This is a genomic window from Aquirufa echingensis (assembly GCF_042714525.1).
GTDB lineage: Bacteria > Bacteroidota > Bacteroidia > Cytophagales > Spirosomataceae > Aquirufa > Aquirufa echingensis.
This window is the reverse complement of record NZ_JBBKYA010000004.1, coordinates 350,883-376,171: the sequence shown is the minus strand read 5'-3', so window position 1 is coordinate 376,171 and position 25,289 is coordinate 350,883. Positions and strand designations below refer to the sequence as shown.

The following is a 25,289-nucleotide window of genomic DNA, read 5'->3' as shown; positions in this document are numbered from 1 at the left end:
AATATAAATGATAAATAATTACTCGGGTGATTGAGCCTGGTATTGATCCCGAAACTCACAATTTTTCTTCGTACACGATCCATAAAAAATCAAGGAATGATGCATCACATTAAACTCAAGCATCTCCCCCACCAAACTCTGAATCGTCTGAACACGCGGATCACAAAACTCTGTCACCTTGTGACAATCCGTACAGATTAAATGATCATGCTGCCGACGGCCATAGGACTTCTCAAACTGCGCCTGATTACGCCCAAATTGATGTTTGACCACCAAATCGCACTCAACCAACACATCTAAGGTATTGTATACCGTCGCACGCGACACCTGATATTTCTTGTTTTTCATGGAGATATATAACTCCTCCACATCAAAATGATCATCGCGCAAATAAATCTCTTCCAGAATAGCAAAACGCTCCGGCGTCTTCCGCAGACCCTTATTTTCTAAATAAGCTGTGAAAATCTTTTTAACCGAATCGAACTTCTCTATTGCTGCAGACATTATTGAAAAAAAACAACGTAAAATAAGCAAAAAAAACGGAAAAATGCTACTTAATCTTCCCGTGCAACCTCAATAACTCCGGCGACCATTTCCAACTCAGAAACCAAATTTTCCAAATGCGACGTATCCTGAATCATCAAGGAAATCTTACCTTCAAATAATCCATCTTTCACCCCAATTGAAAGGGCAGTAATGTTCACCTTCAACTCATCCGAAATCACACGTGTCACATCATTCACCAACCCAACGCGGTCAATGCCTCGTATAATCAAATCGACCACAAAGGACATCTGAATCTGACTAGTCCACTGCGCTTTAATCACGCGATCGCCATGCCGAGACAATAATTCAGGCGAATTAGGACAAGTTGTCCGGTGTATTTTTATCCCCTCATTAATCGTCACAAATCCAAACACCTCATCACCGGAAATCGGATTGCAACACTTCGCCAAGGTATAATCCACCTTGTCCATGTCCTCGCCAATCAACAAAATATCCGATTCCTTGCGCCCCTCCTCTACCTGTTGCATGCCCTTCTTAAAGGATTTGCTATCCACAATCGGTGCCTTAATGGCCTTCTCCGCCTGCTTCCGCTCATGCATTTCTTTGTCGGACTTCCAGTGCTTCAACTGGTCAACCGAAATATAGGCTTTCCCAAAACGATAGAACAAATCATTGGCATCCTTCGCATTGAAATAGGCCCGCAATTGATTGGTTATTTCCAATGTCAAATTGGGATAGCCCAAATGCTTCAAACGCGCCTCCACCACATCTCTTCCCTGAATCAAATAGCCTTTATTGTCCTCTTTGATGCAATCCTTGATCCGCGCTTTGGCTTTTGTTGTGGTAACTATGCGCAACCAATCCTCGGACGGCTTTTGCTTGGAGGATGTTAAAATCTCCAACTGGTCTCCATTGCTTAATTTATGCGACAATGGCACCAATTTACCACCCACTTTCGCACCGATGCAATGTGAACCCACCTCTGTATGGATCTCAAACGCAAAATCCAAGGCTGTCGCACCCGCCTGCAATACAACTAATTTTCCCTTAGGCGTGAAGACGAATACTTCCTCGTGATAAAGTGAGTTTTTAATATCGTCAACCAGCTCAACGGCTGATTGGCTTTTGTCATTCATTTCCAACGCCTCACGAACCTGGCTTAACCAAGACTCAAACGCCTGCGAAGTTCGCGTATCTGTCCCCTTGTATTTAAAATGCGCCGCAACCCCCTTCTCTGCAATCTCATCCATACGCTTCGTACGAATTTGTACCTCAACCCAACGACCTTCTTTGTCATTGCCAAAAGGCATACTCATCACCGTCGTATGTAGCGACTCGTAACCATTCGATTTAGGCGTAGAAACCCAATCCTTCAAACGGCTTGGATTAGGACGGTAATGATCCGTCACGATACTATAAACTTCCCAACATTCCCCTTTTTCTCGCTCTAAAGGCACATCCAATACTACCCGAATCGCGAACAAATCGTAGATTTTCTCAAAAGGGGTATTCGACTTTTTAATCTTATTGTAAATGGAATAGATGGATTTCGGTCGGCCCTTGATGGTATATTTCATCCCTCGCTCATCCAAAGATTTCTTGATCGGACGAATAAACTGATCCACAAAATTCTCACGATTTTGCTTATTCTCCATCAATTTATGCGCAATGTCCTTGTAAGCCTCCGTCTCCGTAAACTTCAAGCCCAAATCCTCTAGCTCCGTTTTAATCGCATTCAATCCCAAACGGTGAGCCAAAGGCGCATACAAGTAAATCGTCTCGGATGCGATCTTCAACTGCTTTTCTTTGGCCATGCTTTCCAAGGTCCGCATGTTGTGCAAACGATCGGCTAGCTTGATCAAAATCACTCGAATATCATCCGAAAGCGTCAACAACATCTTCCGGAAATTTTCGGCTTGTTGGGACGTTCCATATTCAAATGTCCCCGCAATCTTTGTCAAGCCATCAATAATCTGTGCAATCTTAGGATTGAACAATTTCTCAATTTCCTGCAAAGTTGTATCTGTATCCTCTACCACATCGTGCAGCAATGCCGCGATGATCGATGTAGGTCCGAGACCAATTTCCTCCACACAAATTTGAGCGACTGCCAATGGATGGTAGATATACGGCTCCCCCGATTTACGGCGCATTTCTTTGTGGGCTTCCGCCGACAATAAAAATGCCTTCTTAATTTCCTTGGCGTCATCGTCTTTTAAATACGGCTTTGCCGTACGCAAAAGCCTGCGATAACGCTTCAATATTTCTAGTCTTTCTGCTTCTAAATCGATCTTCATGACGCTATTGAGCTTGAATTAACGCGACGGCCATCGCCGAAATTCCTTCTTGTCTTCCCACAAAACCTAAGCCTTCCGAGGTCGTTGCTTTGACCGAAATTTGGTCTACATCGAGTGCCATCACCAAAGCCAAATTTTCCTTGATGGACGGTATATGTGGATTTAATTTCGGTTGGTCTAACACCACCGTTACATCCACATTGCCCACTTCCCAGCCCTTTTCGCGAATCATTTCCATGACCTTTTTCAGCAACAAGGTGGAAGCAACGCCTTTCCACATCGGATCTTTATCCGAAAAATGATAACCTATGTTCCGCATATTCGCGGCACCCAATAGCGCATCACACAAAGCATGACAAACTAAATCAGCATCTGAATGACCCAATGGCCCAAAATCACCGGGAATTTCTACGCCACCCAAAATAAATGGTCGGCCTTCTACCCAACGATGTACATCATACCCTTGTCCTACGCGTATTTTCATGATTATCCTTGTTTTAGATAAAGCAATGTATTCTTTTTCCCTTGGACAAACAGCTTATTTGCCCAATCTTGTATTTCTTTCAATTCAACTGCCGCAATGTGAGACGCCTCCGTATTCACAAAATCAACATTGCCCGCATTCGCCGCCATCGCTAAATTCATCGCACGATTCAACACTTCCACCTCACCAAATACCAAAGATGCCTCCGCTTGATTCTTCACACGTTGCAAACCTTCCGCATCTATGCCTGTTTTTACAAAATCTTGAATAGCGTCGAGCAACAATTTTTCTGCATCTGCTACATCTACCCCCTCACAAACTTGACCCGAAACGACCAGTAAACCCGGGTCCATCGAACCCGTCAATGAGGCATGCAGCGAATCGAAAATTCGTTGGTCTTGAACCAAAGCATTGTACAAATACGATGACTCATTCCGACCTAATAAATCGGAGAGCAAGTCAATCGCATGATATCCTGGCTCGTAACGTCCCACAACGGGATAGGCAATATATAACCGATTTGAAGGCACATCGGCCTTGATTTCCATTCGTCGGTCTTCATCCTGAACCGGCTCCACCGGCAAATTCCGCACCGGCTTCACGCCTGCCGGAATCGGCCCAAACCACTTTTCAGCGAGTTCTTTCACCTCCTCAAAATCGACCTTTCCCGCAACGACCAAAATAGCATTGCTGGGCACGTAGTGCTTTTGGAAAAAGGCCTTCACATCTTCTAAAGTGGCCTCCTCGATATGCTTAATCTCTTTACCGATCGTCGCCCAGCGATAAGGATGTTGTTGGTAAATCAAGGGACGAAATTTCAACCAAACATCACCATACGGCTGATTTAAATAACGTTGCTTAAATTCCTCAATCACCACTTTGCGTTGCACTTCCAAAGATTGTGGATTAAATGCGAGCGATAACATGCGGTCGGACTCCAACCAAAACGCCGTCTCCAGATTTTGGTAAGGCAAGGAGATGTAATAATTCGTTAAATCTGGGGTTGTGAAGGCGTTGTTTTCGCCACCCACCGACTGCAAAGGCGAGTCGTAATTAGGAATATTCACCGAGCCACCAAACATCAAATGCTCAAATAAATGCGCAAAACCTGTTCGTTCAGGATCCTCATCCCGTGAACCCACATCATAAATAACATCCATCACGGCAAGCGTCGTGCTGGCATCCTCATGCACAATTACTTGAAGACCATTGGATAAGGTGAATTGTTGGTATGAAATCATGAGGCGTGGGCGAAATTAAAATAGAAACAAAAGTAAAAAATTAGGCCTAAAAACCACAGAGCTTGCCTATTTTTACGCATGCGTTTTTTTATTATTTGCCTTTTCTCGTGCATTAGCTTTATCAGCCCTGCTCAACTCCTGCAGGATCCGCAAGCACGCAATCTCATTGCCCAAGGACTGAATCATTTATATCAATACGATTTCAAAGAATCGACGGAGAACTTTAACGCAATTAAAGCCGCTCACCCCAAACATCCAGCAGGTTATTTACTATCTGCCATGCAATATGAGCAGCAATTTTTCCCCTTGAAAGATCATCCGGCACAAAGCAGAGCCTATTTGGCATTTTTGGAATTAGCTTATAATCTAGCTCAGGAAGCGTTTGACCGGAATAATAATGATCTGGAAGCATCCTTTTTTTGCACAGCATCCTTAGGATTTTTGGCGGCGTATGAGGCCGATAATCAAAATTTTATGAAGGCCGTTTCCTATGCAAGAAAGGCCTATAGTTTCATGAAAATTGGGATTAAGAATACGGAACGCCAACCGGAATTTTTGTATTCTTCAGGCATTTACAATTATTACCGCGTTGCTTACCCGGAACTCCATCCCATCATCAAACCTTTGATGTTCTTTTTTGAAGAGGGAAATAAACGCACAGGTTTGTCTATGCTCGAGGCAGGAACGCGCAAAACGATTTTTGTGCGCAATGAGTCTTTGTTTTATTACAGCTACATTTTCAATAAATACGAAGGAACGCCGCACAAGGGATTGCCTTACAACACGCAATTGATTCAACAATTTCCCAATAACCATTGGTACATTCTCCAACGGGCTGAATTATTGACGCTATCCGGACAATACGAAGCGGCAGATCCGTACATCGACCAATTGGAAAAAATCAATTCCCCCTATTTCAAAGGTGCGGCACATGTGTTTCGGGGCATGCGGGAGGAATTCGGGAACAAGCGCTATGCGGCAGCGGAAGCCTATTATGCCAAAGGCGTGACGCATCCCTGGGAAGAACGATTTACCAAAGACATCCATGGCCTAGCCTTGTTGGGCATTGCCCGACTTGAAATCCGTAAAGGAAATAAATCCAGAGCGATGCATTTCGCGAAAAAGGCGGGGGAATTTGTCGAGTACAAAAACTCGATCGAAGAACAAAAGAGACTGCTTAATCTTCGCTAGCCAAAACCGCTTGCTCATAAGCAAAGGTTTTTTCAAAGGCCTCCGCAATAGGTGTCAATTCAAACGGAATATGTTTGCGCAAAGCTGTTATATCCAAGGAAACTTGTTGGACGTCCGTCGGCATCGCCGCCATAAACTCCACTTGAAAATGGGGTAATCGGTTTTTAACCAAGGCAATAATTTCCAACAATGACATCGTCTGACCCGAGCCAATGTTCAAGGTTTGATTGCTAACCCGAGCCTTAAACAAATCCATGATGGCACGCGAGATGTCCTCAGCGAACAGGTAATCTTTGGCCTGTGAACCATCGCCCCACACAACTAAACTTTCCCCGCGCAATGCCTTGCGAATCGCGATATTGATTACCCCTTGCGTAGTAGACCGATGATGTAAACCAAAAGGATTCGATAAGCGCAAAATCAAGTAATCGATTTGATATAGATTGGCATACAATCGTATGTAATGCTCAACAGCCAATTTAATAATACCATACGAGCTAATCGGTTGGCAGGCCTGCGACTCCTTTTTATGTGTAGGTAATTCATTCCCATACACAGCCCCTCCCGAAGACAAATACAATAAATTCGTACAAGCAAACTTTTTCATCACCTCCATCAATCCGATCGTAGGCAACAAATTGGTCTCCACATCCCGTTGGATGTTTTGGGTAGAAAGCGCCGGAATGATGGAACTCGCGAAATGAAAAACATGCGTAAAACGATGCGTTTCAAACAAATGAGTTAATGTATTCACATCCGAATAATCCCCTTCCACAAATAAAACATCTGGGAAATGAATTGAAGATTCCGGAATCTCCTGTGATAACACGACCATTTCAGGTGCACCATCCAGGACATGTTGCTGCACATAATCCAAGAGATTAAAGCCTAAGAAACCGGCACCGCCAACAACGAGAATTTTATCCATGCGTTTTTAATGTGAAGCAAAAATAGGGTAAATTCGTATAAAATATAGCCCTATTATGAATTTGCTGATTGCCCGATCGAATTTCCATTCTTATTCCGAGACCTTTATCGACGAGCAAATCAAGCAACTGGCCCCTTCGGAGGTGCTTTATGAGGGTTGGTTACCGAGTAGAACCTACAGCGGAAAGTCCATATACCCATTCCCATTATCGCTATTAATCGTTCGTGGAACCTTACGGAATTTATTTCCAGTTTTTTTCAAAAAGATCTATCAGCATTTTTTAATCAAGTTCCTGCGCACGAATCAAATCGATGCATTTCTCGCGAATTACGGTCCTTTGGGCTCGAATATTTACGAGGCCTGTATCGCTGCGAATATCCCTTATTCGATTGTGTTTTTGGGATTTGATGCCAACGAGAAAAAGACACTGACACAATACCATGCTGCATACAAGGCCATGTTGCCGCAAGCTCAAGCGGTTATCGTGGTGGCTCAATCCATGCGGGAAAATCTGGAAGCGATTGCAGGTCCTTTAAATAATTTACACTTCATTCCTTGCGGTGTAGATACAGCGAAATTCAAACCCGCAGGTTCAAAATCGGATACATTCACCTTCATTTCCGTGGCACGTTTTGCGGAGAAAAAAGGACCGATTCATAGCCTTAAAGCATTTACAAAGGTGTTCCAACAAATCCCTAACGCTCGCTTGCTGATGGTTGGCGACGGCCCGATGTGGGAGGAAGCAAAAGCTTATGTAGCTGAAAGCCAGTTAGAAAAACATGTATTCTTTCTAGGTGCTAAATCGCAAGACGAATACTTGCCATTATTGCAGTCGGCGCATGTATTCATCCAACATTCCATCATCACGAAAGCAGGAGATTCCGAAGGAACGCCCGTCGCGATTTTAGAAGCGGCAGCCTGTGGTTTGCCTACGGTTTCTACCCGACATGCGGGAATTCCGGATGCAGTGATCGAGGGAGAAACAGGCATTTTGACCGATGAGCATGACATTGATGCCATGGCGGAAGCCTGTATTTTCTTGGCACAAAATCCTTTGGAAGCAGAAAAAATGGGGATTGCTGCACGCCAGCACGTATCAGAAAAATACGATGTGGTGAAGCTCAGTCAAAAAATCAAAAGTATTTTAAAATAAGTGTATTTTTGTCTCTTATTCGAATAATGCATGGGAATCGTCATACGGCAAAGTCTTAAAGCCTCCATCGTCACCTACTTGGGGACGGCGATCGGGACGTTCAATGTCATTTTTCTCTACAATCAATTTTTAAATCAAGATGAGGTAGGACTAATCGCAGGAGCTTTAGTCAGTATTCCGCTGATTTTTGCATCCTTTACCCAACTCGGAATTCCCCAATTAGCCGTTCGATTCTTTCCGCATTTCGATGATCCGGAAAATGGGCACAATGGTTTTTTTACCTTTTTATTGATATCGCCGCTGGTTGGCTTAAGCCTTTTTACCTTAGGGTATATTGGATTACGTGAAACTTTCCACAGCATCTACGCGGATACTTCGCCATTATTGCCGCGCTATTTTTATTACATCATTCCGCTGACATGCAGTTTTCTTTACATGGCGATATTGGAAGCTTATGCCCGGGTACATTTACGGATTGTTGTCCCTGCCATTATTCGAGAAATATTGTTGAGATTGTCAAATTCAGCGTTGATTTTGGGCTTTGGTTTAGGCTATTTGAATTTAGACCAATTGGTTTTAGGCATTACACTTTCCTATGTTTTTGCGGTCATTGGCTTGTTGATTTACATCAAACAATTGAAGCGTTTTTACACACGCCTCGATTTTTCATTTCTTCGCAAACCGGTATTTAACGAAATGTTGCAATACGGAGGTTGGGTGATATTAGCGGGTGCTAGTTTCACATTGATCCAACATGTGGAGAAAATCATGCTACCTGCTTATGCGGGAGGTTTGGGAACGACAGCCGTTTTTGACATCAATTCCCGCATGGCTTTGATGATAGCCATTCCACGGAATGTGATTGCGGCGATAAGTACGCCCATTTTGGCGCAAGCTTGGAAACGAAATGATCATGCGCAAATCGCGGATATCTATAAAAAATCATCAGCTAACCTGTTATTAGTGGGATGTTTTCTATTCTTAGGCATTTGGTGTAATCTGGATTTTATCTACCAAATCATCCCCAACCATGAGGCTTATGAGGCTGGCAAATGGGTCGTTTTGTTGGTGGGTATTTCAAAAGTCATCGACATGGGCACTGGCTTGAACTCCGAGATTTTAATTAATTCCAAATACTACCGCTACGACCTGATTTTTTACTTGATATTGGCCATCGGAATTGTGATAGGAAATTTGATTTTCATTCCGTTGTATTCGTATAATGGAGCTGCTTTAGCCTCGCTCATTGCGCTAGGCGGCTACAATGCGATCAAGTATTTTTTCCTTTGGAATAAGATGGGCATGCAGCCTTTTGACATGAAAACGCTCGGAATTATTCTGAGCAGTTTGATCATCGCATATGTCGTATTGGCGATTCCGGTGTTTAGCGATCATTGGTTTTTGAATGTGGGGATACGTTCCTCGGCGGTTACGGTATTGTTCTTTTTGGCTTGTTGGGGCTTTAATTTATCCCCCGACATCCGCCAAATGATTGAAAATAAATTAAAGAAATGAAGTTGATGTCCTTGGCGGGAGGTTTGCCGCATTATTACAATTTGGTTTTGAATAAGCTCCAAAAGGAAATGGGCGTTGAGGTTTGTGTGGTCGTTCCATCGGCCAAAGGAGCAACCTTAGGGGCGGGCGTATTTGAGAGCAAAGATGGCATCGAGTTCAAGGTTTTTTACCAGGAAGAATACACGACCTATTATGGGAAGAAATTTTTCAAAGGTTTGAAGGAATTAATCCTGCAGGAAAAACCGGATGTATTGATGGTCAACTGGCCTTATCAAGCCGCCTTTGTCTTTTATCCCGGTTGGTATAATTTCTTGCGCCGAAACAATGTCGCTTTGGTTTCCAAAGAAATTCCTTTCCAGGTCCCGCATTACGATCAAGCAATTTCCTATTATTTAAATGGTGGGGGCGTGACAGAAAATAATCAGGCGCACCAACAAAATAAATCGATTCTGGCTCGATTCAAATTCATGATTGTTCGGGAGACACGTAGACTGTTTAGCAATTTGGTGGATGCGCATATCAACTATTTGGATGAGGCGGTGGCGATGCATGCTTCTTACGGCGTACCTGCGGAGAAGGTATTTGTGACGGCAAATTCGCCGGATACGGATGTGATTTTTGAACACGTCGATGCCTTGAAAGATATCAAATCGAATCCCTTTCGCCTGTTGCATATCGGTCGGCTTGTCAAATGGAAGCAAGTAGACGTGTTAATCGAAGCAGCAATTGCTTTGCAAAAGAAGTACCCACAGACAGAACTCAGCATCGTAGGTGATGGCCCCGAATTGGAGGCCTTAAAAGCGCAAGCGGCAGACTACGATTTTATTAAATTTCATGGAGGAATCTATGATATGCGTGAATTAGGCCAAATCACCTGCGAGGCAGGCATTTATGTCCTGGCCGGCATGGGCGGATTATCCATTAATGAGGCGATGTGTTTTGCCAAACCAGTAATCTGTTCGGTGGCTGATGGCACGGAAAAACGTTTAGTCCGCGAAGGCTACAATGGGTACTTTTTCGAATCAGGTTCCGTAGAAAGCCTCTTTTCGGTCATCGAAAAACTCTTTGCAAATCCGGATCAAATTACAATCATGGGCAAGCGTTCCCAAGAGATCATTCAAACCGAAATCAATATCCATACGGTCTTAGGTAATTACATGGAGGCGTTTAAGTTTGCAATCGCTTCGCGATCGCAAACAGTCGCTAGTCACTAGTCGCTAGCTCTTTGGCAAACCTTTCAGGATTGCCAAAGCTTGAGACGCGGAGCGTCGATTCCATGCGTTTCTAACCCCAGGTTTTAACCAGGGGCTCTACAGGTTTTAACCTGGAGACGTAGAAAATTTCGCCTGACAACCATCCTGCTTTTCAGCCTTCGGCTGACCCCTAGGCTAAAGCCTGGGGTTCTCAATTACTAACCCCAGGTTTTAACCTGGGGCTCTACAGGGTTTAACCTGGGTACATAGAAAATTTCGCCTGACCACCGTCCTGCTTTTCAGCCTTCGGCTGACCCCTAGGCTAAAGCCTAGGGTTGTAAACTTTTTCTCAGGCTAAAGCCTAGGGCTATCAATACAAACTTCTAAACTCTTCACTCTTAGTTCTTAACTCATTTCCCTATCTTTGTCCCTTATTATCCTTACAAAGATTCCCGAATGAAAGTAATTCAAGTCGTAGGCGCCCGTCCCAATTTCATGAAAGTAGCCCCGCTACATCGTGCCATTCAAAATCTTCCGAATTGGACTTCTAAAATTGTTCATACCGGACAGCATTTTGATGCCAAAATGAGCGACGTGTTCTTTACGCAATTGGAATTACCGAAACCCGATTTCTTTTTAGGGATCGGCGGAGGAACGCAATCCGAAGTAACTGCCAAAATCATGTTGGCCTTCGAACCCATTCTACTCGAAGAAAAACCGGATCTAGTCATCGTCGTAGGCGATGTTACCTCGACCCTCGCTTGCACTTTGGTTGCCATTAAATTAGGCATCCCATTAGCGCACGTGGAAGCGGGTTTACGCTCTGGTGATCGCAACATGCCGGAGGAAATCAACCGAATTTTAACGGATTCTGTGGCGAATTACCTATTCGTGACGGAGCAAAGCGGCATCGATCACTTGAAACGCGAAGGTGTTTCCGATGAGAAAGTTTTCTTCACAGGAAATGTGATGATTGACTCGTTAGTTCGCTACCAAGAAAAAGCAAAAAGCAGCACGATCCTCGCCGACTTAGGACTAGCGACTCCGGACTCCGGACTTCGGACTTCAGATTATATCGTCATGACCATGCATCGCCCTGCAAACGTCGACACAGAACTGGGCCTAACTTCTATTTTACGATTAATTGAATTAAGCACCACCCAGACCAAAGTCGTTTTCCCTATCCACCCTCGCACACGTGCGCACATGGAGAAATTTGGTTTACTGGATGCCATTGAAAACAACCCAAATTTAATCTTAACGGAGCCTTTGGGCTATTTGGAATTCATCCAATTGATGAGCCACGCTCAAGCGATCTTGACAGATTCTGGCGGAATTCAGGAGGAAACAACCTACCTAGGCGTACCTTGTTTGACATTTAGAGATTCCACCGAAAGACCGATCACGGTGACGATGGGAACGAATCAGTTGTTGGCCGACTTAGACCCCGATAAAACCTACGAAGCTTTAACGCACATTTTAAAAGGCGAAGTAAAAAAAGGCGAAATTCCACCGCTTTGGGACGGGAAAGCTGCCGAACGCATCGCTGCTAAAATTCAAGAACTCTTCGCATAAACATGCCAAAGCCGCTCAACATCGTCCTCCTCTCCTATCACAACCAAAATGGTGGTGCCGGGATTGCTTGTGGTCGATTGGCAGAAGCGCTAAAAAAAGCGGGACATCAAGTTAGCATCTTGGTACAAGAAAAAACAGGGAATGATAATTCCATCGCGTTGAATACCAACCTATGGTCAAAAACAATGAGCTGGCTGCGATTTATTCTCGAACGTCTCGTATACCTACCCTTTGAAAAAAACAAATCCGACCGCTTTCTTTTTAATCCAGGGAGATTTGGGCAGGATTTAAGCCAACATCCCCTAATCCAACAGGCTGATATCATTCATCTGCATTGGGTGAATTTTGGTATGTTATCCATTCAGAATATCAAACAATTATTGAACACAGGGAAACCCGTGTATTGGACTTTGCACGACATGTGGGCATTCACAGGCGGTTGTCACCACAGCGGCACCTGTTTGAATTTCCAAAATGCCTGCGGGAACTGCGACACATTCATCAAGAATCCGCATACCAACGACTTGAGTCATCAAATTTGGGAAGAAAAAATGCAAGCATTCCAACAACCCAATCTGCACATAATCACATGCAGTGACTGGTTAATGGAACGCGCCAAAAAGAGTAGCATTTTGAAAAATCAGCCCATCGAAAGCATCCCCAATGCCATCGATACGGAACTTTTCAAACCCGGGAATAAAGCTGACGCAAAAAAAACATTAGGACTAGATCCCAGCAAAAAACACATCTTATTTGTTGCCATGCGCGTGAATGCTCCCAAAAAAGGATTTCACTATTTGGAAAATGCATTAGCAAGTTTAGATAAATCAACAACGGAATTGATCGTGGTAGGAAATGCGCAGGATTTACCAGAACTGCCTTTGAAAACGCACAAATTAGGCCACATCAGTTCCCCGGAAAAAATGATTCAAATTTACCAAGCGGCAGATGTGTTTGTCACACCCTCTTTGGAAGAAAACCTACCCAATACGATCATGGAAGCCATGGCTTGCGGAACACCTTGCGTCGGATTTAAGGTTGGTGGAATTCCCGAGATGATTGATCATCAGGTAAATGGCTATGTGGCAGACTATCAATCGACGGAAGACTTAACAGCAGGATTAATTTGGACCTTAGCAAATGTACCCGAACAAGCTGCCCGACAAAAAGCGGAATCATCCTACGCAGAAGCAATTATTGCAGCAAAACATGTAAAATACTACACGCATGTCGGCTAAATTAAGCATCATCACGATCACCTACCAGGCGGAAAAATTCGTGGAGCGCACGATTCAAAGTGTTATTTCACAAGGAAATCGCCCTGAAATCGAATACATCATCATCGATGGAGCTTCCAAAGATGGTACGCTTGCCCTTATAGAAAAATACCGTGCAAACATTGATATCATCGTTTCAGAACCCGACCGCGGTATATACGATGCGATGAATAAAGGGATCCAACAGGCAAAGGGTGATTACCTGATTTTCATGAATGCAGGCGATTGCTTTGCTTCAAACCATACACTAGACTCCCTTTTAGAAGCGATAAACAATCAACCGGACGTCATCGTAGGTGATGCATTATTCGTAGACCTAGCAGGTAAAGAACTGGGACTTCGCAGTGAAGTGACACCACATAAAATTCCGGCAAATTTGTCTTGGAAATCATTTCAATACGGCATGGTCATTTGCCACCAATCCTTCATCGTCAAGCGTTCAATTGCTCCATTGTATGATTTAACTTACCGACTTAGTTCAGATATTGATTGGGAAATTCACTGCTTAAAACGCAGCAAAAAAACCATACAGCTCGCTATCCCGATTTGTCGGTATTTAACCGGCGGAGCCTCTGTTCAAAACCTCAAACGTTCTTGGCAAGAGCGATTCCAAGTCATGGAAAGACACTTTGGCTTTTGGCATACAGTCATCGCACATCTAATAATAGTGACTAGAGGTTTATTTTTCGCACTCCAAAAAGGAGGAAAATATTGGTAATATGCTGTATATTTAACCCTTATGAGAATTACGCTTAGCCTTTTCACGCTTTTATTGTTTAGTCTCACGAGTTTTAGTCAAAAAATTCGTTTTGCATCTAGCATTGGAACAAGTCTGATCCATTGGCATGAAAAACAAACAACCGTTGATTTGGGGGCTCAAATCAGGTATCATAATCCGGGCAAAAAACATTTTTTTTACGTTAAACTAAAAACGTTGGGAAACGTGGAAGCTTCACCTGTGGATCGCCAAACCTATACCTTTGTAGAGACACCGCTCATGCCAAACAACATGCCCTTATCTGCCACGGAACCATTATCTGCACTCTATCGAGGTGGGGAAGCTGAGGTAGGTTTTCAGTGGCTATTGAAATCCGGGTTTTCCCCCATTCTTGCGATTTATAGTAAATCACTAGCTCGCAAAATCACCTCAAATCAAACACAATACATAGAAGAGGAAAAATATGCATTACATGGAATTAGTGTAGGGCTTAATTATGAATGGAAATTTAAAGAGTCAACCATTAATTGGCAAGGACAGCTATTTGAGCCCTTTTATCGCGATGTCACATTATATGGAAGATACATCGGAATTCCATATTCATCCTTAACGACCGACAATTCGATCAACTACAAGAGTAAACTTGATATTCAATTCAAGAAATTTGGTATCGCGTTGAATTATGAAATTTTAAATTTTGGATCTGCGAAAAACCCAAATTCAAAATCAATCGAATCCTCACAAGCACAGCTATTCTCTACCTTATTTACCTATTACTTCTAAGCTATGCTCTTCAACCTAATCGTATCGGCCTGGCTTTTTTGTGTGCCTGATAGTTCGAAAACTTTGACGGAGGTAGAAGTACGTGTGCTAGAACAAAATAGGACCCGATTAGCTAGTCCAGATGCTTTTGGTTTACTGCAAGCCAAAGATATTCATGCCATCCAAAGTAACAGCTTTAGCAGTTCATTAAATGCACAAAGTGGCGTAAGACTAGAGGAAAGAAGTCCCGGTAGTTACCGCATTGCCATCCGAGGTAGTTCGTTACGCGCTCCATTTGGTGTTCGTAATGTCAAAGTTTATTGGAATCAAATCCCCTTCACAGATGCAGGGAATAACACCTATTTGGCGGTGTTAGAACCCGACATGATGGACCAAATCATCCTAACCAAAGGACCCAGCGGAGGATTGTACGGAGCAGGAACGGGAGGCAGCATTTTATTCAATGGTTCTCAAGGGCCCAACAAAATCGAGCACCAGGAAATAGTAAACTCATTAGGCGGCTACAAGCAAATATGGAATATCCAGCATTCCGGCCATCGGGTCTACGCATCTTTCTGGCAACAATCTGGAGCAAGGGATTGGTCGGCCATGAAAAAACAAATCCTTAGCCACGAATACCATCAGAATTTTGACATTAATGGAACCCTCCATGTAACTTCTTATTATGCAGATATCGCCTACCAAACGCCAGGCGGTCTCACAATGGCGCAATTCAAGGCAAATCCCTTTCAAGCTAGACCGGCAGCTGGGGCATTTCTTAGTGCCGCTGATCAGCAAGCGACCTTCCGGTTAAAATCATTTGGGACAGGGATATATATAGCCAACTCCTGGAATGGGAACTGGGGATATAATCTAGCCAATTCCGTTCAGGTAAATAAAGTTGAAAACCCCACCATCCGGAATTATGAAATTCGGCATGAACCGAATGTCAGCAGTCGGGGAGTGATTCACTATAAGCAAAACAAAAATGCTGTAGACTTCGGCTATGAATTCCAAATCGGCCAATTCGATAGCCAAACCTTTGGTAACCGCAAAGGAATCAAAGACACCTTGCAAGTCACGCAAAACACCAACATTCAAAGTGGCAACATCTTTGCGCAATGGGATTATCAAATCAACTCACACTGGAATTCGACCGTTTCGTTGAGTGCCAATGGCTATTGGACACAATACATCGGGAATGAGCAAAATCTAACACCACGTTTCGCCATCGTTCGAAAATTAGGAACTCACCAACGAATCATCGCTAAAATCGCGTCAGGATATTCCCCTCCCAGTATTTCGGAAATTCGCCCTTCCACAGGCATCATCAATACGAATCTAAAATCAGAGAAAGGTTGGAATAAAGAGATCACATGGCGCGGGAAATATGCATTTTTCGACTGGGATATCAGTGCTTACCAATTCGATTTAGATGAAACGATTGTGATCCGTCGGGCACCTGATGGCTCCGATTATTTTGTGAATGCGGGAAAAACGACCCAACAAGGAATTGAATTAAATTATACATTTCGCTTGGGTAAACGCATCAACATCCGAAATTCGGAATCCATTCAAAATTTCCGCTTTTCGGATTATGTATCAGGCACGAAAAATTATTCAGGGAATCGCTTGACAGGTACAAGTCCATTCCAACATGCTAGTCTGGTGCAATGGGAAATTCATCCCCGTCTGACATGGAATGCCCAGTTTTTATTTACGGATTTCATGTACTTGAACGATGCGAATACGGAAATGCTACCGGCCTCGCGTGTTTGGAACAGTAAAATTACCTACCAACAAAAACACTGGGGAGTTTGGTTGACTGCGGAAAATATCTTTGATGAACTATATGTTTCGGGACCTGATTTGAATGCCGCGGGAAACCGCTTTTACAATGCATCGCCCGGTCGCTATTTTCAAGCAGGCCTAAAAATCACGCTTAACTAGGTCGGGTAAAATTCAATTTTTCCATTAATTCCGCAGCATGGGAATCACTAACCGGGATATCAAAGGTCCCAATTTTAATCCGTTGCTGTTTGATTGACTCAATTTTTCTCAAATTGACAATAAACGATTTATGCACACGCATAAAGCCATGCGGCATGACTTTAGCCTCCAACGATTTCATGGTTGTCTTTGTTAATACGGGTCTTCGCTCCCCTTCCAAATAGATTTTCACATAATCCTTCAAGCCTTCGATGTGCGAGATTTGTGGAATGGAAATTCGAACCAAAGAATATTCAACATTGACAAAAAAGAAATCCTCCAAAGCTTCTAGTGGCGCAGCTGCTATAGGGGCAGAAGGTTTCTGCAAATTGAATAATTGATATGCTTTATTAGCCGCCAATGAAAAACGCTCCAAACTCACAGGCTTCATTAAATAATCCACAGCATCCAATTGGTAACTCTCCACTGCATAATTATCATAGGCAGTCACGAAGATGACCAAGGGTTTTTTAGCTAAGGTTTGTATGAACTGCGTCCCCAACATACCGGGCATTTGAATATCCAAAAAAATCAAATCAATGGAATTCGATTGCAATTGCTCCATGGCCTCAAAGGCATTTTTACAAGAGGCTACCAAGTTCAAAAATGGAATTTGGCGAACATTTTCTTCGAGTAATTTACGACCCATATTTTCGTCGTCTACGACGATGCAATTCATCTTTTCCATCTGATTAATGTTGTTGTAAAGTCATTTGTAAATCCACTTCAAATACTTCCTCTGTATCCCGAATCGTCAAGCGATGTTCGTTGGGGTATAATAAATCCAATCGGCGCAATACATTCTTCAATCCAATGCCCGAACTCTCATCTTTGACATCATCTTTCATTTTCCCTTTTTTATTCTTGACTTGAAAATTCAATTGGCCATGGTCAATCGAAAAAATGACATGAATATAGGGTTCCTGGACAAATGAAACACCATGTTTCACGGCATTCTCCACAAAAGGAATGAGTAGCATCGGTTCGATCCGACAGCCCCTTACAGTCCCTTTAACTTCGAAATCGATTGTAACATCCCCTTCAAAACGCATGCGCTGGAGGTCCACATAATTGCGTAAATACTCCAATTCCCGATCCAAGGAAACCATACTTTGGTCTGAATCATACAACATATAGCGCATCAAAGAGGACAAGCGAATCGTCACATCTTCCGCTTGTTTATCGGCCTTTGTCCGAATCAAATACACGATGCTATTAAGAATATTAAAGATAAAATGCGGGCTTATTTGGGAACGCAAAAAAGAAAGCTCCGACTTCAATTGTTCATTGCTACGCTCCTCTTTTTCGGCTTCGAAATTGATAAATTCCAATAAGAGCCCATAGGTAGAGGCAATCCCGGTAATCATAACCAAAGGGAAAATCCCCTGCGGATCAAAGAAACCTTTGTGTTGATCGAAGGGTAGGAAGTATAAGTGATACAGCGTTTGTATACCAAAGAAAATGGCCACAACTCCGAATAAACTCGCGAAGAAAACAAACACACCGAAACGCTTAAACACATGCGGAACAAGCACGAGTGTGATGACATAAAATAAGGGAACAACCGTTAAAAGTTCTAACCAAATATGCTCTGAAAACTCCGGATTAACATGTTCATGCGGATGCTCATTTTCATGCGTTTGATGAACAGGACTTAATAAAGGAAGCCCAATCCACAATCCCCAAAGAATCAGGTTAAATAAGACCTTGAAGGTTAATTTCGTTTTGGGAAGATTCCAAGCGCGCCACATAAGCTTTCATTTTGCCCTACAAAGCTAGGCATTCAAGGCGAAATAGAAAATACAAATGACCAGCCCAACAATCTTGTCGACTAGCGAACAGATCATGCAGATTTAATTATATGAAGGCGTTCGTCAACAAAATCAGTTAACATATCGAATCTCTTGTAAAGGCTCAAAAAAATAATATAGCTTGCAGAGCAATTAAATAAACCCATACATGAACTATTCAATCCGCCTAATCGCATGCAGTTTAGCCTTGTTCGCATCAACACAACTAAACGCCCAACAAACCGTACTGATTAAACAAGACAGTACAAAAAAAATTCAAACCCTGTTCCAAGGAAAAATCAATTCATTCGGACTGTCCGTTTCACCAACCTTTCAGTTTGGTCCCATGGGCCCACAAGCGGGGATGGCTCTGGCCTTACACCTGAATAACAAATGGGAAATTGGCGGATCATTTACCCGTAGTCTTCGTGGAAATCGCGATGATTTTGCGATGGCACCTCAACTAGGTCAGCAATTTCACGCGCTTTCGATCGCATATACAGCGAAGGCAAACAAATTAATTCATTTAAGCTTTCCTTTATTAATTGGCGCTATTACGTCGCGAAATGAAGTAGCACCCATCGGAATCATGGATCCCAATACCCAACCGAATCCAATTATGGGTGGACATGGTGGAATGCGTGATGGCGGCATGTTTTGGGATGGCCCTAAATCATTAGGAATCCAACCCGGTGTACAAGTTGAGTTAAATGTATTGAAGCACTTGCGCGTCTTTACTGGAGCCAATTACCGCTTCGCGGTAGGTGAAAATAGCACCGATGCCATGCGCGGATTTGTAGGCACAGTAGGACTTAAAGTAGGCTTATTTGACCGAAGCTTAAAAACAAAGAAAAAGTAAAATTAGATTGATCTACATAAAAAAGGCTGCCCCGGTTGGAGCAGCCTTTTATTTTGACGTCTAGTCTGATTAAAAATTTCGTTCGCCAGCTTCGCGTTTACCTAATAACACGGCACCCACCATAGCTACAAAGAACAAAATAGAAACTAATTCGAAAGGCAATAGATACTCAGAATAAAGAACCTTTCCTAGATTCTCTACCATACCTGTTTGTGAGGTAAAATTCGCTGTATTTTCAGCCGTAGGCGCTGGCATTGAATTCTTGTGGAAAGCAGCCACTAAAATCACTAATAAAGTTCCAGCAACAACAGAACCCGCTAATTTCACCATTGAACTTTTTGATTCTGGCATATTCTTACGCAAATCCAACATCATGATTACGAAAAGGAATAAAACCATGATAGCCCCCGCGTAAACGATGATATTCACGGCCATCAAAAACTGTGCGTTCAACAACACATAATGACCTGAAATACAGAAGAATGTAAACACCAGATACAAAACGCTGTGAATGGGATTTTTTGCAAAAACGACCATCAGTGCACTCAAAAGTGTCAAGGCTGACAGAAAATACCAAATATTTGTAATCTCCATAATATGATTATTTCCAACCGTCACGCAAGTAGCGCTGGTCCATGTTTTCTACTAATTTATCTTTCCCGTAAATCACTTCGTCGCGAGTACTAAATACAGGTACCATTTTGTCATGACGCAAGAAGATGGCTTCTTTCGGACAAGCCTCCTCACACAAGCCGCAGAAGATGCAACGCAACATATTGATTTCATACACTTTCGCATATTTCTCTTCGCGGTACAAATGCTCCTCCCCTTTCTTACGCTCTTCGGCTACCATCGAAATCGCCTCCGCTGGACAAGCCACCGCACATAAACCACATGCTGTACAACGCTCTGCGCCTTGCTCATCTTTCTTCAAAATGTGATGACCGCGGTAAATCGGACCTAAGTAACGTTGTTGTTCCGGGTAACGAATCGTTACCGGCTTTGAGAAAAAGTGCTTTAGGGTCGTTGCCATACCGCCCACAATCGCAGGAAGATACATGCGCTCAGCCAAGGTCATTTCACCTTGCTCTAACACCTTTGTTTTATTACTTAACTTCATATGCCTAAGCTATTTTTTTCTTTCTTGATAGGGCATCATTCACGATTAAACCCACAAACAAAATAACAATACCACCTATTCCCGCAAGAATCGGTTGGTCAATTAATATACCAAATCCCGTTACCACGACATTGAACATCGACAAAGGAATCAACCCTGTCCAACCTAATCCCATCAATTGGTCATAACGGAAACGAGGCAATGTCCAACGTACCCACATGAATACAAAGACAAATAATAAGGCCTTCCCGATCAATGCACCCATTCCAATGAAGGCAGCCGCGTTAGAACCCAATTGAGCCGCTACAAATGAATATCCTGGATAATCATAACCACCAAAAAACAAAGTTGCCATCACCGCTCCTGAAATAAACATGTTGATATATTCCGCGAACAGATAAAAGCCCAACTTCATCGATGAATATTCCGTGTGATATCCCCCAATCAATTCCGTCTCACACTCAGGTAAGTCGAAAGGCGTACGATTACATTCCGCAAACGCGCAAATCAAGAAGATCACAAAGCCAATCGGTTGTTGTAAGATATTCCAGTGACCGGCTTGTTGGGTTTCTACAATCGCCTTCGTCGACAATGAACCTGAAAGCATCAAAATTGCGATAATCGACATACCCATCGCTAACTCATACGAGATATTCTGTGATGCCGCACGAATGGCTCCCAACAACGAATACTTGTTATTCGAAGCCCAGCCACCTACTAAAATTCCATAAACACCTAAGGATACAATTCCAAAAACCCATAAAATACCGATGTTTACATCGATACCCTGTAAGTCAAAGGTTACACCAGCTACTGTCACGGTATCCCCGAAAGGAACCACAGCAGAAGTCATTAAGGCTGTTAGCATCGACAAACATGGACCTGCGATAAACAACCATTTATTTGAATTTGCGGGGATAAAATCTTCCTTCATGAACATCTTAACTGCATCCGCTAAAGGTTGCAAAATACCGAAAGGCCCTGCACGATCTGGACCAATACGGTCTTGCATGAAAGCGGCAATCTTCCGCTCAAAATACGTTGAATAAGCCGCTACACCCAAGGTAATCGCAAATACGATTCCGATGAAAATGGCTTTGGCCGTAAAAACATCATTCATTAATTCCATATCCTATTTCTTTGCAGGTAAACTTGCTTGATTCGTTAAAAAACTACGGTCACGATCATCATCAATTAATTTGTAATCACGTGCCGCTTGCGCAATTGGGAAGGCAGGACGGATCAAGCCCGCTCCATATTTATTCGCTGAAATCACAGAATGACGCGAAACGTTTGTTGGCCCTTCAATCGTCCAATCGCTCGTTTTCTTGCGATCAAAACGACATGTATTGCAGATAAACTCTTTCAATTCACCCCATTCATTCTTACGACCCGTCACACGAATCACCTCATCACCACGGTACCACAAAGTCACATTACCCGAACATTTGTCGCATGAGCAATGCGCATCCATCGGCTTCGAGAACCAAACACGGCTCTTGAAACGATAAGTCTTATCAGTCAAAGCTCCTACTGGACACACGTCAATCACGTTTCCAGAAAAATCATTATCAATCGCTTTCTCGATGTAGGTACTGATTTCTGCATGATCCCCGCGATGCATCACGCCATGTACCCGACCATCTGTAATCTGGTCAGCCGTGTAAACACAACGGTAGCACAAGATGCAACGGTTCATGTTCAACTTGATATTATCACCTAAATCAACCGGCTCAAATGTATTCCGATCTTCCACGGTGCGCGTAGATGAAACACCATGCTCAAATGAAAAATCTTGTAAATGACATTCACCAGCTTGATCACATACTGGACAATCCAACGGGTGATTCAACAACAAAAATTCTACAATGCCCTTGCGCGTTTCTAAAACTTGCTCATTCACCGTATTCTCTACAATCATCCCATCTTGAACGGCTGTGATACAGGCAGGAACCAATTTGGGCATCGGACGTGGATCTTTTTCAGAACCCGCAGTCACTTTAACCAAACAAGCCCGGCATTTACCACCAGAACCCTTCAATGGTTCATAATAACACATCGCAGGAGGTGCCACCTCAGGACCGATCATACGTGCGGCCTGCATAATGGTGGTTCCCGGTTCTACTTCCAGGGTGATGTTGTCAATCGTTACTTTCATAATCTATCATCTAGCGGGTTAATCCCGGTTATTTGCTTTGTAATTGGGCCCATCGGTCCATAAATAAGGCTGCTGAATACTGAACAGCACGCTCTTTTAAGTTTTGTTGATATCCAGCTAATTGTTCAGGACTTAATTGCAATAGTGAACTAATTTTGTCCACCAAAACATCCACATCCCAACTCTCTACTAATAATTCATCCAATCCTTGTAGGAAATCATTCACTCCTCCACTCGCACGCACACCTACAATCGGCTTTCCTACATGTGCCGCTTCTAACATCACCAAAGGAAATGGATCCTCACGTGACGAAAGAAAAAACACATCCATCGCCTCAAAATACGGCCTACTATCCGAACAAACAGGCAACAAATGCACTTGTTTCTTCGAATCCCAAATGGCCGTATTTGCAATTAAGTCGTCAGAATATTCATTTTCCAACATCCCCAACCAGATAAAATGCACCTTTGGCATCTTAACAATTAATTTCTTCGCTACTTCCAAAAACACGTCAGGCGCTTTTCGCCATTCCGCTAATCCGCAACTAAATACAATTTTCGCATCAACAGGAATGCCTAAATTCTCCCGAATAAACGACTTGTGCGATTGTTCTTGCTCATGAAGTTCAATGATGGGCGGAAGCAGCGCAATTTTATTTGCATCTACAGCTAAATCTGTCTCCAAAACATTTTTTACCATGTTGGATACAGCATATAACCTCTGGATACCCGTTGCTAAAAATGTACGATCCAAAGCAGTTGTATAAGTTGCAATCGAATGGCTTAATTCATGCACATAAACCTCCATAGGAATCTGTAATGAAGCCAATTCGCGTAACAGGCCAACCGATGATACCGTGTTTCCAAGGATACTCGTAAATGCCTCATTTCTCAATGATTTCAAAATACCCAGAACCTTTTGTTCACTGGGTTCATGATTCCAAGCCTGCCGACTTTTTATTTTTGGAATCCTTTGTTTAATCTTAAACCAAAATGGAATATCTGTTTTCCAGACCCAAACTTTGGCCACTTTTTTATATTCTTGTAATAAACTCCCCCCTTCAACCAAAAGCAAAAAATTAGACAATCCTCTCGCTTTGCGTTCTCTTAACCAATGTAAAAGAACCAATTGAGCACCTGCACGATTTGCGTCATGTCCAACAAATAGCTTCTTACGCTCTAACATTTATTTTGTCCAACTCGCCCCCGGACGCATGTAAACAGCACCTGGTTTTGTAGCTTCTTCTGGATGTGTTACATGCCATTCAAATTCATCACTGAAATGACGAATTGCCGCTGCAACTGGCCATGAAGCAGCATCACCCAATGGACAAATCGTATTTCCTTCAATCTTCTTCGCCACATCCACCAATAAATCGATGTCTTCCATGCGACCTTTTCCCGTTTCAATACGTTTGATGACCTTATCCATCCAACCCGTACCTTCCCGACAAGGCGAACATTGTCCACAAGATTCATGGTGATAAAAACGCGCAAATGTCAAGGTATTATGTACAATACAAGTTGTCTCATCCATGACGATAAAACCACCTGAACCCAACATCGTTCCCGTCGCAAATCCTCCTTCAGAAAGTGATTCATACGTCATCAAACGTTTTTCACCCGCTTCCGTTGTTAAAATATTTTCCGCTGATAAAATCGGCACAGAAGAACCTCCAGCCACCACAGCTTTTAATTTATGTCCATCACGAATTCCTCCGCAATACGCATCTGAATAAATAAACTCTTCTACCGTAATTCCCAAAGGAATCTCATATACACCCGGTTTCTTAATGTGTCCAGAGGCCGAAATTAATTTCGTTCCTGTACTACGACCTACTCCAATGGCCGCATAAGCATCTCCTCCATTGTTGACTATCCAAGATGTCGCCGAAATCGACTCCACATTGTTGACCACCGTAGGACTTTGCCACAAACCTTTCACAGCTGGAAAAGGAGGTTTATTACGTGGATTTCCACGTTTTCCTTCTAAAGATTCCAACAAAGCTGTTTCTTCTCCACAGATGTATGCTCCACCACCCGGTTGTACAAAAAGGTCTAAATCATAGCCAGACCCTAAAATATTTTTTCCTAATAAACCTTTGTCGTAAGCCTCTTGAATCGCTTTTTCAAGGATATTGATGACATACATCAACTCACCACGTACATAGATATAAGATGTATTCGCACCCAAAGCAAAGCTGGAAACAATCATTCCTTCGATCAAGGTATGTGGGGTTTTCCACATCAAATAGTGATCCTTGAACGTTCCAGGCTCTGACTCATCCGCATTACAAACCAAATAACGAGGCACACCTTCGGGCTTAGCCAAAAACGACCATTTCATACCCACAGGAAAACCTGCACCTCCACGACCTCGTAATCCCGATTTCTTCACTTCTTCCGTCACCTCATCCGGCGTCATCGTTTTGATCGCTTTCTCCACCGCCTTGTAACCTCCGTTTTTCATAAAAACGTCGATTGTCTCAATTCCTGGTACGTCAATATGTTGCGTTAATATCTTCATCCTCG

Annotated in this window: 23 protein-coding genes; 10 read left to right on the top strand and 13 right to left on the bottom strand. The window is 43.0% G+C overall.

The features are described 5' to 3' along the window. Positions 1-18 precede the first annotated feature (18 nt). Genes SKC38_RS09660 through SKC38_RS09645 form a run of 4 tightly spaced genes read right to left on the bottom strand, consistent with a single transcriptional unit; the run spans position 19 to position 4,529 of the window. Positions 19-504 carry a Fur family transcriptional regulator gene (locus tag SKC38_RS09660; protein ID WP_377976928.1) on the bottom strand — a complete coding sequence of 162 codons (486 nt, stop codon included), beginning with the start codon at positions 502-504 and terminating at the stop codon, positions 19-21. 50 nt (positions 505-554) lie between these two features. Next, positions 555-2,804: a RelA/SpoT family protein gene (locus SKC38_RS09655; protein ID WP_377976927.1), complete on the bottom strand. Its 2,250-nt coding sequence runs from the start codon at positions 2,802-2,804 to the stop codon at positions 555-557. Between the two features lie 4 nt (positions 2,805-2,808). After that, positions 2,809-3,288: a 2-C-methyl-D-erythritol 2,4-cyclodiphosphate synthase gene (ispF, locus tag SKC38_RS09650; protein WP_377976926.1), complete on the bottom strand. Its 480-nt coding sequence runs from the start codon at positions 3,286-3,288 to the stop codon at positions 2,809-2,811. A 2-nt stretch (positions 3,289-3,290) separates the two neighbouring features. Then, the gene (locus SKC38_RS09645; protein WP_377976925.1) at positions 3,291-4,529 is read right to left on the bottom strand and encodes a M16 family metallopeptidase; all 1,239 of its coding nucleotides are present in this window, start codon (positions 4,527-4,529) and stop codon (positions 3,291-3,293) included. Positions 4,530-4,607: 78 nt separating this feature from the next. On the opposite strand from SKC38_RS09645, the gene SKC38_RS09640 reads away from it, so the two are divergent. After that, positions 4,608-5,720 carry a hypothetical protein gene (locus SKC38_RS09640; protein ID WP_377976924.1) on the top strand — a complete coding sequence of 371 codons (1,113 nt, stop codon included), beginning with the start codon at positions 4,608-4,610 and terminating at the stop codon, positions 5,718-5,720. Here SKC38_RS09640 and SKC38_RS09635 read toward each other — a convergent pair. Beyond that, positions 5,707-6,648, bottom strand: coding sequence for an NAD-dependent epimerase/dehydratase family protein (locus tag SKC38_RS09635; protein WP_377976923.1), 942 nt, complete (start codon positions 6,646-6,648; stop codon positions 5,707-5,709). The two genes, SKC38_RS09640 and SKC38_RS09635, sit on opposite strands and share 14 nt — an antisense overlap. Positions 6,649-6,703: 55 nt before the next feature. Between SKC38_RS09635 and SKC38_RS09630 the strand changes: the two genes are divergently transcribed. The 8 genes from SKC38_RS09630 (at position 6,704) to SKC38_RS09595 (ending at position 16,791) form a co-directional block, all read left to right on the top strand. Then, entirely contained in the window at positions 6,704-7,801 is a 1,098-nt protein-coding gene (locus SKC38_RS09630) for a glycosyltransferase (protein ID WP_377976922.1), read from the top strand. 30 nt (positions 7,802-7,831) lie between these two features. Continuing rightward, positions 7,832-9,316, top strand: a complete 1,485-nt coding sequence (locus SKC38_RS09625) for a lipopolysaccharide biosynthesis protein (RefSeq protein WP_377976921.1) — start codon at positions 7,832-7,834, stop codon at positions 9,314-9,316. Beyond that, entirely contained in the window at positions 9,313-10,530 is a 1,218-nt protein-coding gene (locus tag SKC38_RS09620; RefSeq protein ID WP_377976920.1) for a glycosyltransferase family 4 protein, read from the top strand. Before SKC38_RS09625 ends, SKC38_RS09620 begins: the two co-directional genes overlap by 4 nt. Positions 10,531-10,965: 435 nt before the next feature. Further along, complete coding sequence (gene wecB, locus SKC38_RS09615; protein WP_377976919.1) at positions 10,966-12,084, top strand: non-hydrolyzing UDP-N-acetylglucosamine 2-epimerase; 1,119 nt, start codon at positions 10,966-10,968, stop codon at positions 12,082-12,084. 2 nt (positions 12,085-12,086) lie between these two features. Beyond that, entirely contained in the window at positions 12,087-13,322 is a 1,236-nt protein-coding gene (locus SKC38_RS09610) for a glycosyltransferase (RefSeq protein ID WP_377976918.1), read from the top strand. Continuing rightward, entirely contained in the window at positions 13,312-14,079 is a 768-nt protein-coding gene (locus SKC38_RS09605) for a glycosyltransferase family 2 protein (protein WP_377976917.1), read from the top strand. The genes SKC38_RS09610 and SKC38_RS09605 overlap by 11 nt, the downstream gene beginning before the upstream one ends. Positions 14,080-14,100: 21 nt before the next feature. Then, positions 14,101-14,862 (top strand): hypothetical protein, encoded by a 762-nt coding sequence (locus tag SKC38_RS09600; RefSeq protein WP_377976916.1) that lies wholly within the window; start codon positions 14,101-14,103, stop codon positions 14,860-14,862. Between the two features lie 3 nt (positions 14,863-14,865). Then, the gene (locus tag SKC38_RS09595) at positions 14,866-16,791 is read left to right on the top strand and encodes a TonB-dependent receptor domain-containing protein (protein WP_377976915.1); all 1,926 of its coding nucleotides are present in this window, start codon (positions 14,866-14,868) and stop codon (positions 16,789-16,791) included. Here SKC38_RS09595 and SKC38_RS09590 read toward each other — a convergent pair. Further along, positions 16,784-17,518 carry a LytR/AlgR family response regulator transcription factor gene (locus tag SKC38_RS09590; RefSeq protein WP_377976914.1) on the bottom strand — a complete coding sequence of 245 codons (735 nt, stop codon included), beginning with the start codon at positions 17,516-17,518 and terminating at the stop codon, positions 16,784-16,786. The genes SKC38_RS09595 and SKC38_RS09590 overlap by 8 nt on opposite strands. A gap of 4 nt (positions 17,519-17,522) precedes the next feature. Further along, positions 17,523-18,581 carry a sensor histidine kinase gene (locus tag SKC38_RS09585; protein ID WP_377976913.1) on the bottom strand — a complete coding sequence of 353 codons (1,059 nt, stop codon included), beginning with the start codon at positions 18,579-18,581 and terminating at the stop codon, positions 17,523-17,525. A 208-nt stretch (positions 18,582-18,789) separates the two neighbouring features. Here SKC38_RS09585 and SKC38_RS09580 point away from each other — a divergent pair, with 208 nt between their 5' ends. Beyond that, a complete protein-coding gene (locus tag SKC38_RS09580; protein WP_377976912.1) occupies positions 18,790-19,479 on the top strand; it encodes a hypothetical protein in 690 nt (229 codons plus the stop codon). A 69-nt stretch (positions 19,480-19,548) separates the two neighbouring features. Here SKC38_RS09580 and SKC38_RS09575 read toward each other — a convergent pair whose 3' ends face one another. The 6 genes from SKC38_RS09575 to nuoF are packed head-to-tail and all read right to left on the bottom strand — an operon-like array spanning position 19,549 to position 25,284. Continuing rightward, positions 19,549-20,073 carry an NADH-quinone oxidoreductase subunit J family protein gene (locus tag SKC38_RS09575; protein WP_377976911.1) on the bottom strand — a complete coding sequence of 175 codons (525 nt, stop codon included), beginning with the start codon at positions 20,071-20,073 and terminating at the stop codon, positions 19,549-19,551. 7 nt (positions 20,074-20,080) lie between these two features. Continuing rightward, on the bottom strand, positions 20,081-20,599 hold the full coding sequence (locus SKC38_RS09570) for a NuoI/complex I 23 kDa subunit family protein (protein WP_315577109.1): 519 nt from the start codon (positions 20,597-20,599) through the stop codon (positions 20,081-20,083). A 4-nt stretch (positions 20,600-20,603) separates the two neighbouring features. Further along, positions 20,604-21,728, bottom strand: coding sequence for an NADH-quinone oxidoreductase subunit NuoH (gene nuoH, locus SKC38_RS09565; protein WP_377976910.1), 1,125 nt, complete (start codon positions 21,726-21,728; stop codon positions 20,604-20,606). A gap of 3 nt (positions 21,729-21,731) precedes the next feature. Then, positions 21,732-22,757: an NADH-quinone oxidoreductase subunit G gene (locus SKC38_RS09560; protein WP_377976909.1), complete on the bottom strand. Its 1,026-nt coding sequence runs from the start codon at positions 22,755-22,757 to the stop codon at positions 21,732-21,734. Between the two features lie 28 nt (positions 22,758-22,785). Then, entirely contained in the window at positions 22,786-23,943 is a 1,158-nt protein-coding gene (locus SKC38_RS09555; protein ID WP_377976908.1) for a glycosyltransferase, read from the bottom strand. Next, positions 23,944-25,284: an NADH-quinone oxidoreductase subunit NuoF gene (gene nuoF, locus SKC38_RS09550; RefSeq protein WP_377976907.1), complete on the bottom strand. Its 1,341-nt coding sequence runs from the start codon at positions 25,282-25,284 to the stop codon at positions 23,944-23,946. Positions 25,285-25,289: the final 5 nt, after the last annotated feature.

What these genes read in the sequence shown, in the direction of transcription:
- SKC38_RS09620 (WP_377976920.1), top strand. Translation starts at nt 9,313, where the DNA reads ATGAAGTTGATGTCCTTGGCGGGAGGTTTGCCGCATTATTACAATTTG.
- SKC38_RS09590 (WP_377976914.1), bottom strand. Translation starts at nt 17,518, where the DNA reads ATGGAAAAGATGAATTGCATCGTCGTAGACGACGAAAATATGGGTCGT.
- SKC38_RS09610 (WP_377976918.1), top strand. Translation starts at nt 12,087, where the DNA reads ATGCCAAAGCCGCTCAACATCGTCCTCCTCTCCTATCACAACCAAAAT.
- wecB (WP_377976919.1), top strand. Translation starts at nt 10,966, where the DNA reads ATGAAAGTAATTCAAGTCGTAGGCGCCCGTCCCAATTTCATGAAAGTA.
- SKC38_RS09595 (WP_377976915.1), top strand. Translation starts at nt 14,866, where the DNA reads ATGCTCTTCAACCTAATCGTATCGGCCTGGCTTTTTTGTGTGCCTGAT.
- SKC38_RS09630 (WP_377976922.1), top strand. Translation starts at nt 6,704, where the DNA reads ATGAATTTGCTGATTGCCCGATCGAATTTCCATTCTTATTCCGAGACC.
- SKC38_RS09640 (WP_377976924.1), top strand. Translation starts at nt 4,608, where the DNA reads ATGCGTTTTTTTATTATTTGCCTTTTCTCGTGCATTAGCTTTATCAGC.
- SKC38_RS09575 (WP_377976911.1), bottom strand. Translation starts at nt 20,073, where the DNA reads ATGGAGATTACAAATATTTGGTATTTTCTGTCAGCCTTGACACTTTTG.
- SKC38_RS09585 (WP_377976913.1), bottom strand. Translation starts at nt 18,581, where the DNA reads ATGTGGCGCGCTTGGAATCTTCCCAAAACGAAATTAACCTTCAAGGTC.
- SKC38_RS09635 (WP_377976923.1), bottom strand. Translation starts at nt 6,648, where the DNA reads ATGGATAAAATTCTCGTTGTTGGCGGTGCCGGTTTCTTAGGCTTTAAT.
- SKC38_RS09555 (WP_377976908.1), bottom strand. Translation starts at nt 23,943, where the DNA reads ATGTTAGAGCGTAAGAAGCTATTTGTTGGACATGACGCAAATCGTGCA.
- SKC38_RS09605 (WP_377976917.1), top strand. Translation starts at nt 13,312, where the DNA reads ATGTCGGCTAAATTAAGCATCATCACGATCACCTACCAGGCGGAAAAA.
- ispF (WP_377976926.1), bottom strand. Translation starts at nt 3,288, where the DNA reads ATGAAAATACGCGTAGGACAAGGGTATGATGTACATCGTTGGGTAGAA.
- SKC38_RS09655 (WP_377976927.1), bottom strand. Translation starts at nt 2,804, where the DNA reads ATGAAGATCGATTTAGAAGCAGAAAGACTAGAAATATTGAAGCGTTAT.
- SKC38_RS09570 (WP_315577109.1), bottom strand. Translation starts at nt 20,599, where the DNA reads ATGAAGTTAAGTAATAAAACAAAGGTGTTAGAGCAAGGTGAAATGACC.
- SKC38_RS09600 (WP_377976916.1), top strand. Translation starts at nt 14,101, where the DNA reads ATGAGAATTACGCTTAGCCTTTTCACGCTTTTATTGTTTAGTCTCACG.
- nuoF (WP_377976907.1), bottom strand. Translation starts at nt 25,284, where the DNA reads ATGAAGATATTAACGCAACATATTGACGTACCAGGAATTGAGACAATC.
- SKC38_RS09660 (WP_377976928.1), bottom strand. Translation starts at nt 504, where the DNA reads ATGTCTGCAGCAATAGAGAAGTTCGATTCGGTTAAAAAGATTTTCACA.
- nuoH (WP_377976910.1), bottom strand. Translation starts at nt 21,728, where the DNA reads ATGGAATTAATGAATGATGTTTTTACGGCCAAAGCCATTTTCATCGGA.
- SKC38_RS09625 (WP_377976921.1), top strand. Translation starts at nt 7,832, where the DNA reads ATGGGAATCGTCATACGGCAAAGTCTTAAAGCCTCCATCGTCACCTAC.
- SKC38_RS09645 (WP_377976925.1), bottom strand. Translation starts at nt 4,529, where the DNA reads ATGATTTCATACCAACAATTCACCTTATCCAATGGTCTTCAAGTAATT.
- SKC38_RS09560 (WP_377976909.1), bottom strand. Translation starts at nt 22,757, where the DNA reads ATGAAAGTAACGATTGACAACATCACCCTGGAAGTAGAACCGGGAACC.
- SKC38_RS09580 (WP_377976912.1), top strand. Translation starts at nt 18,790, where the DNA reads ATGAACTATTCAATCCGCCTAATCGCATGCAGTTTAGCCTTGTTCGCA.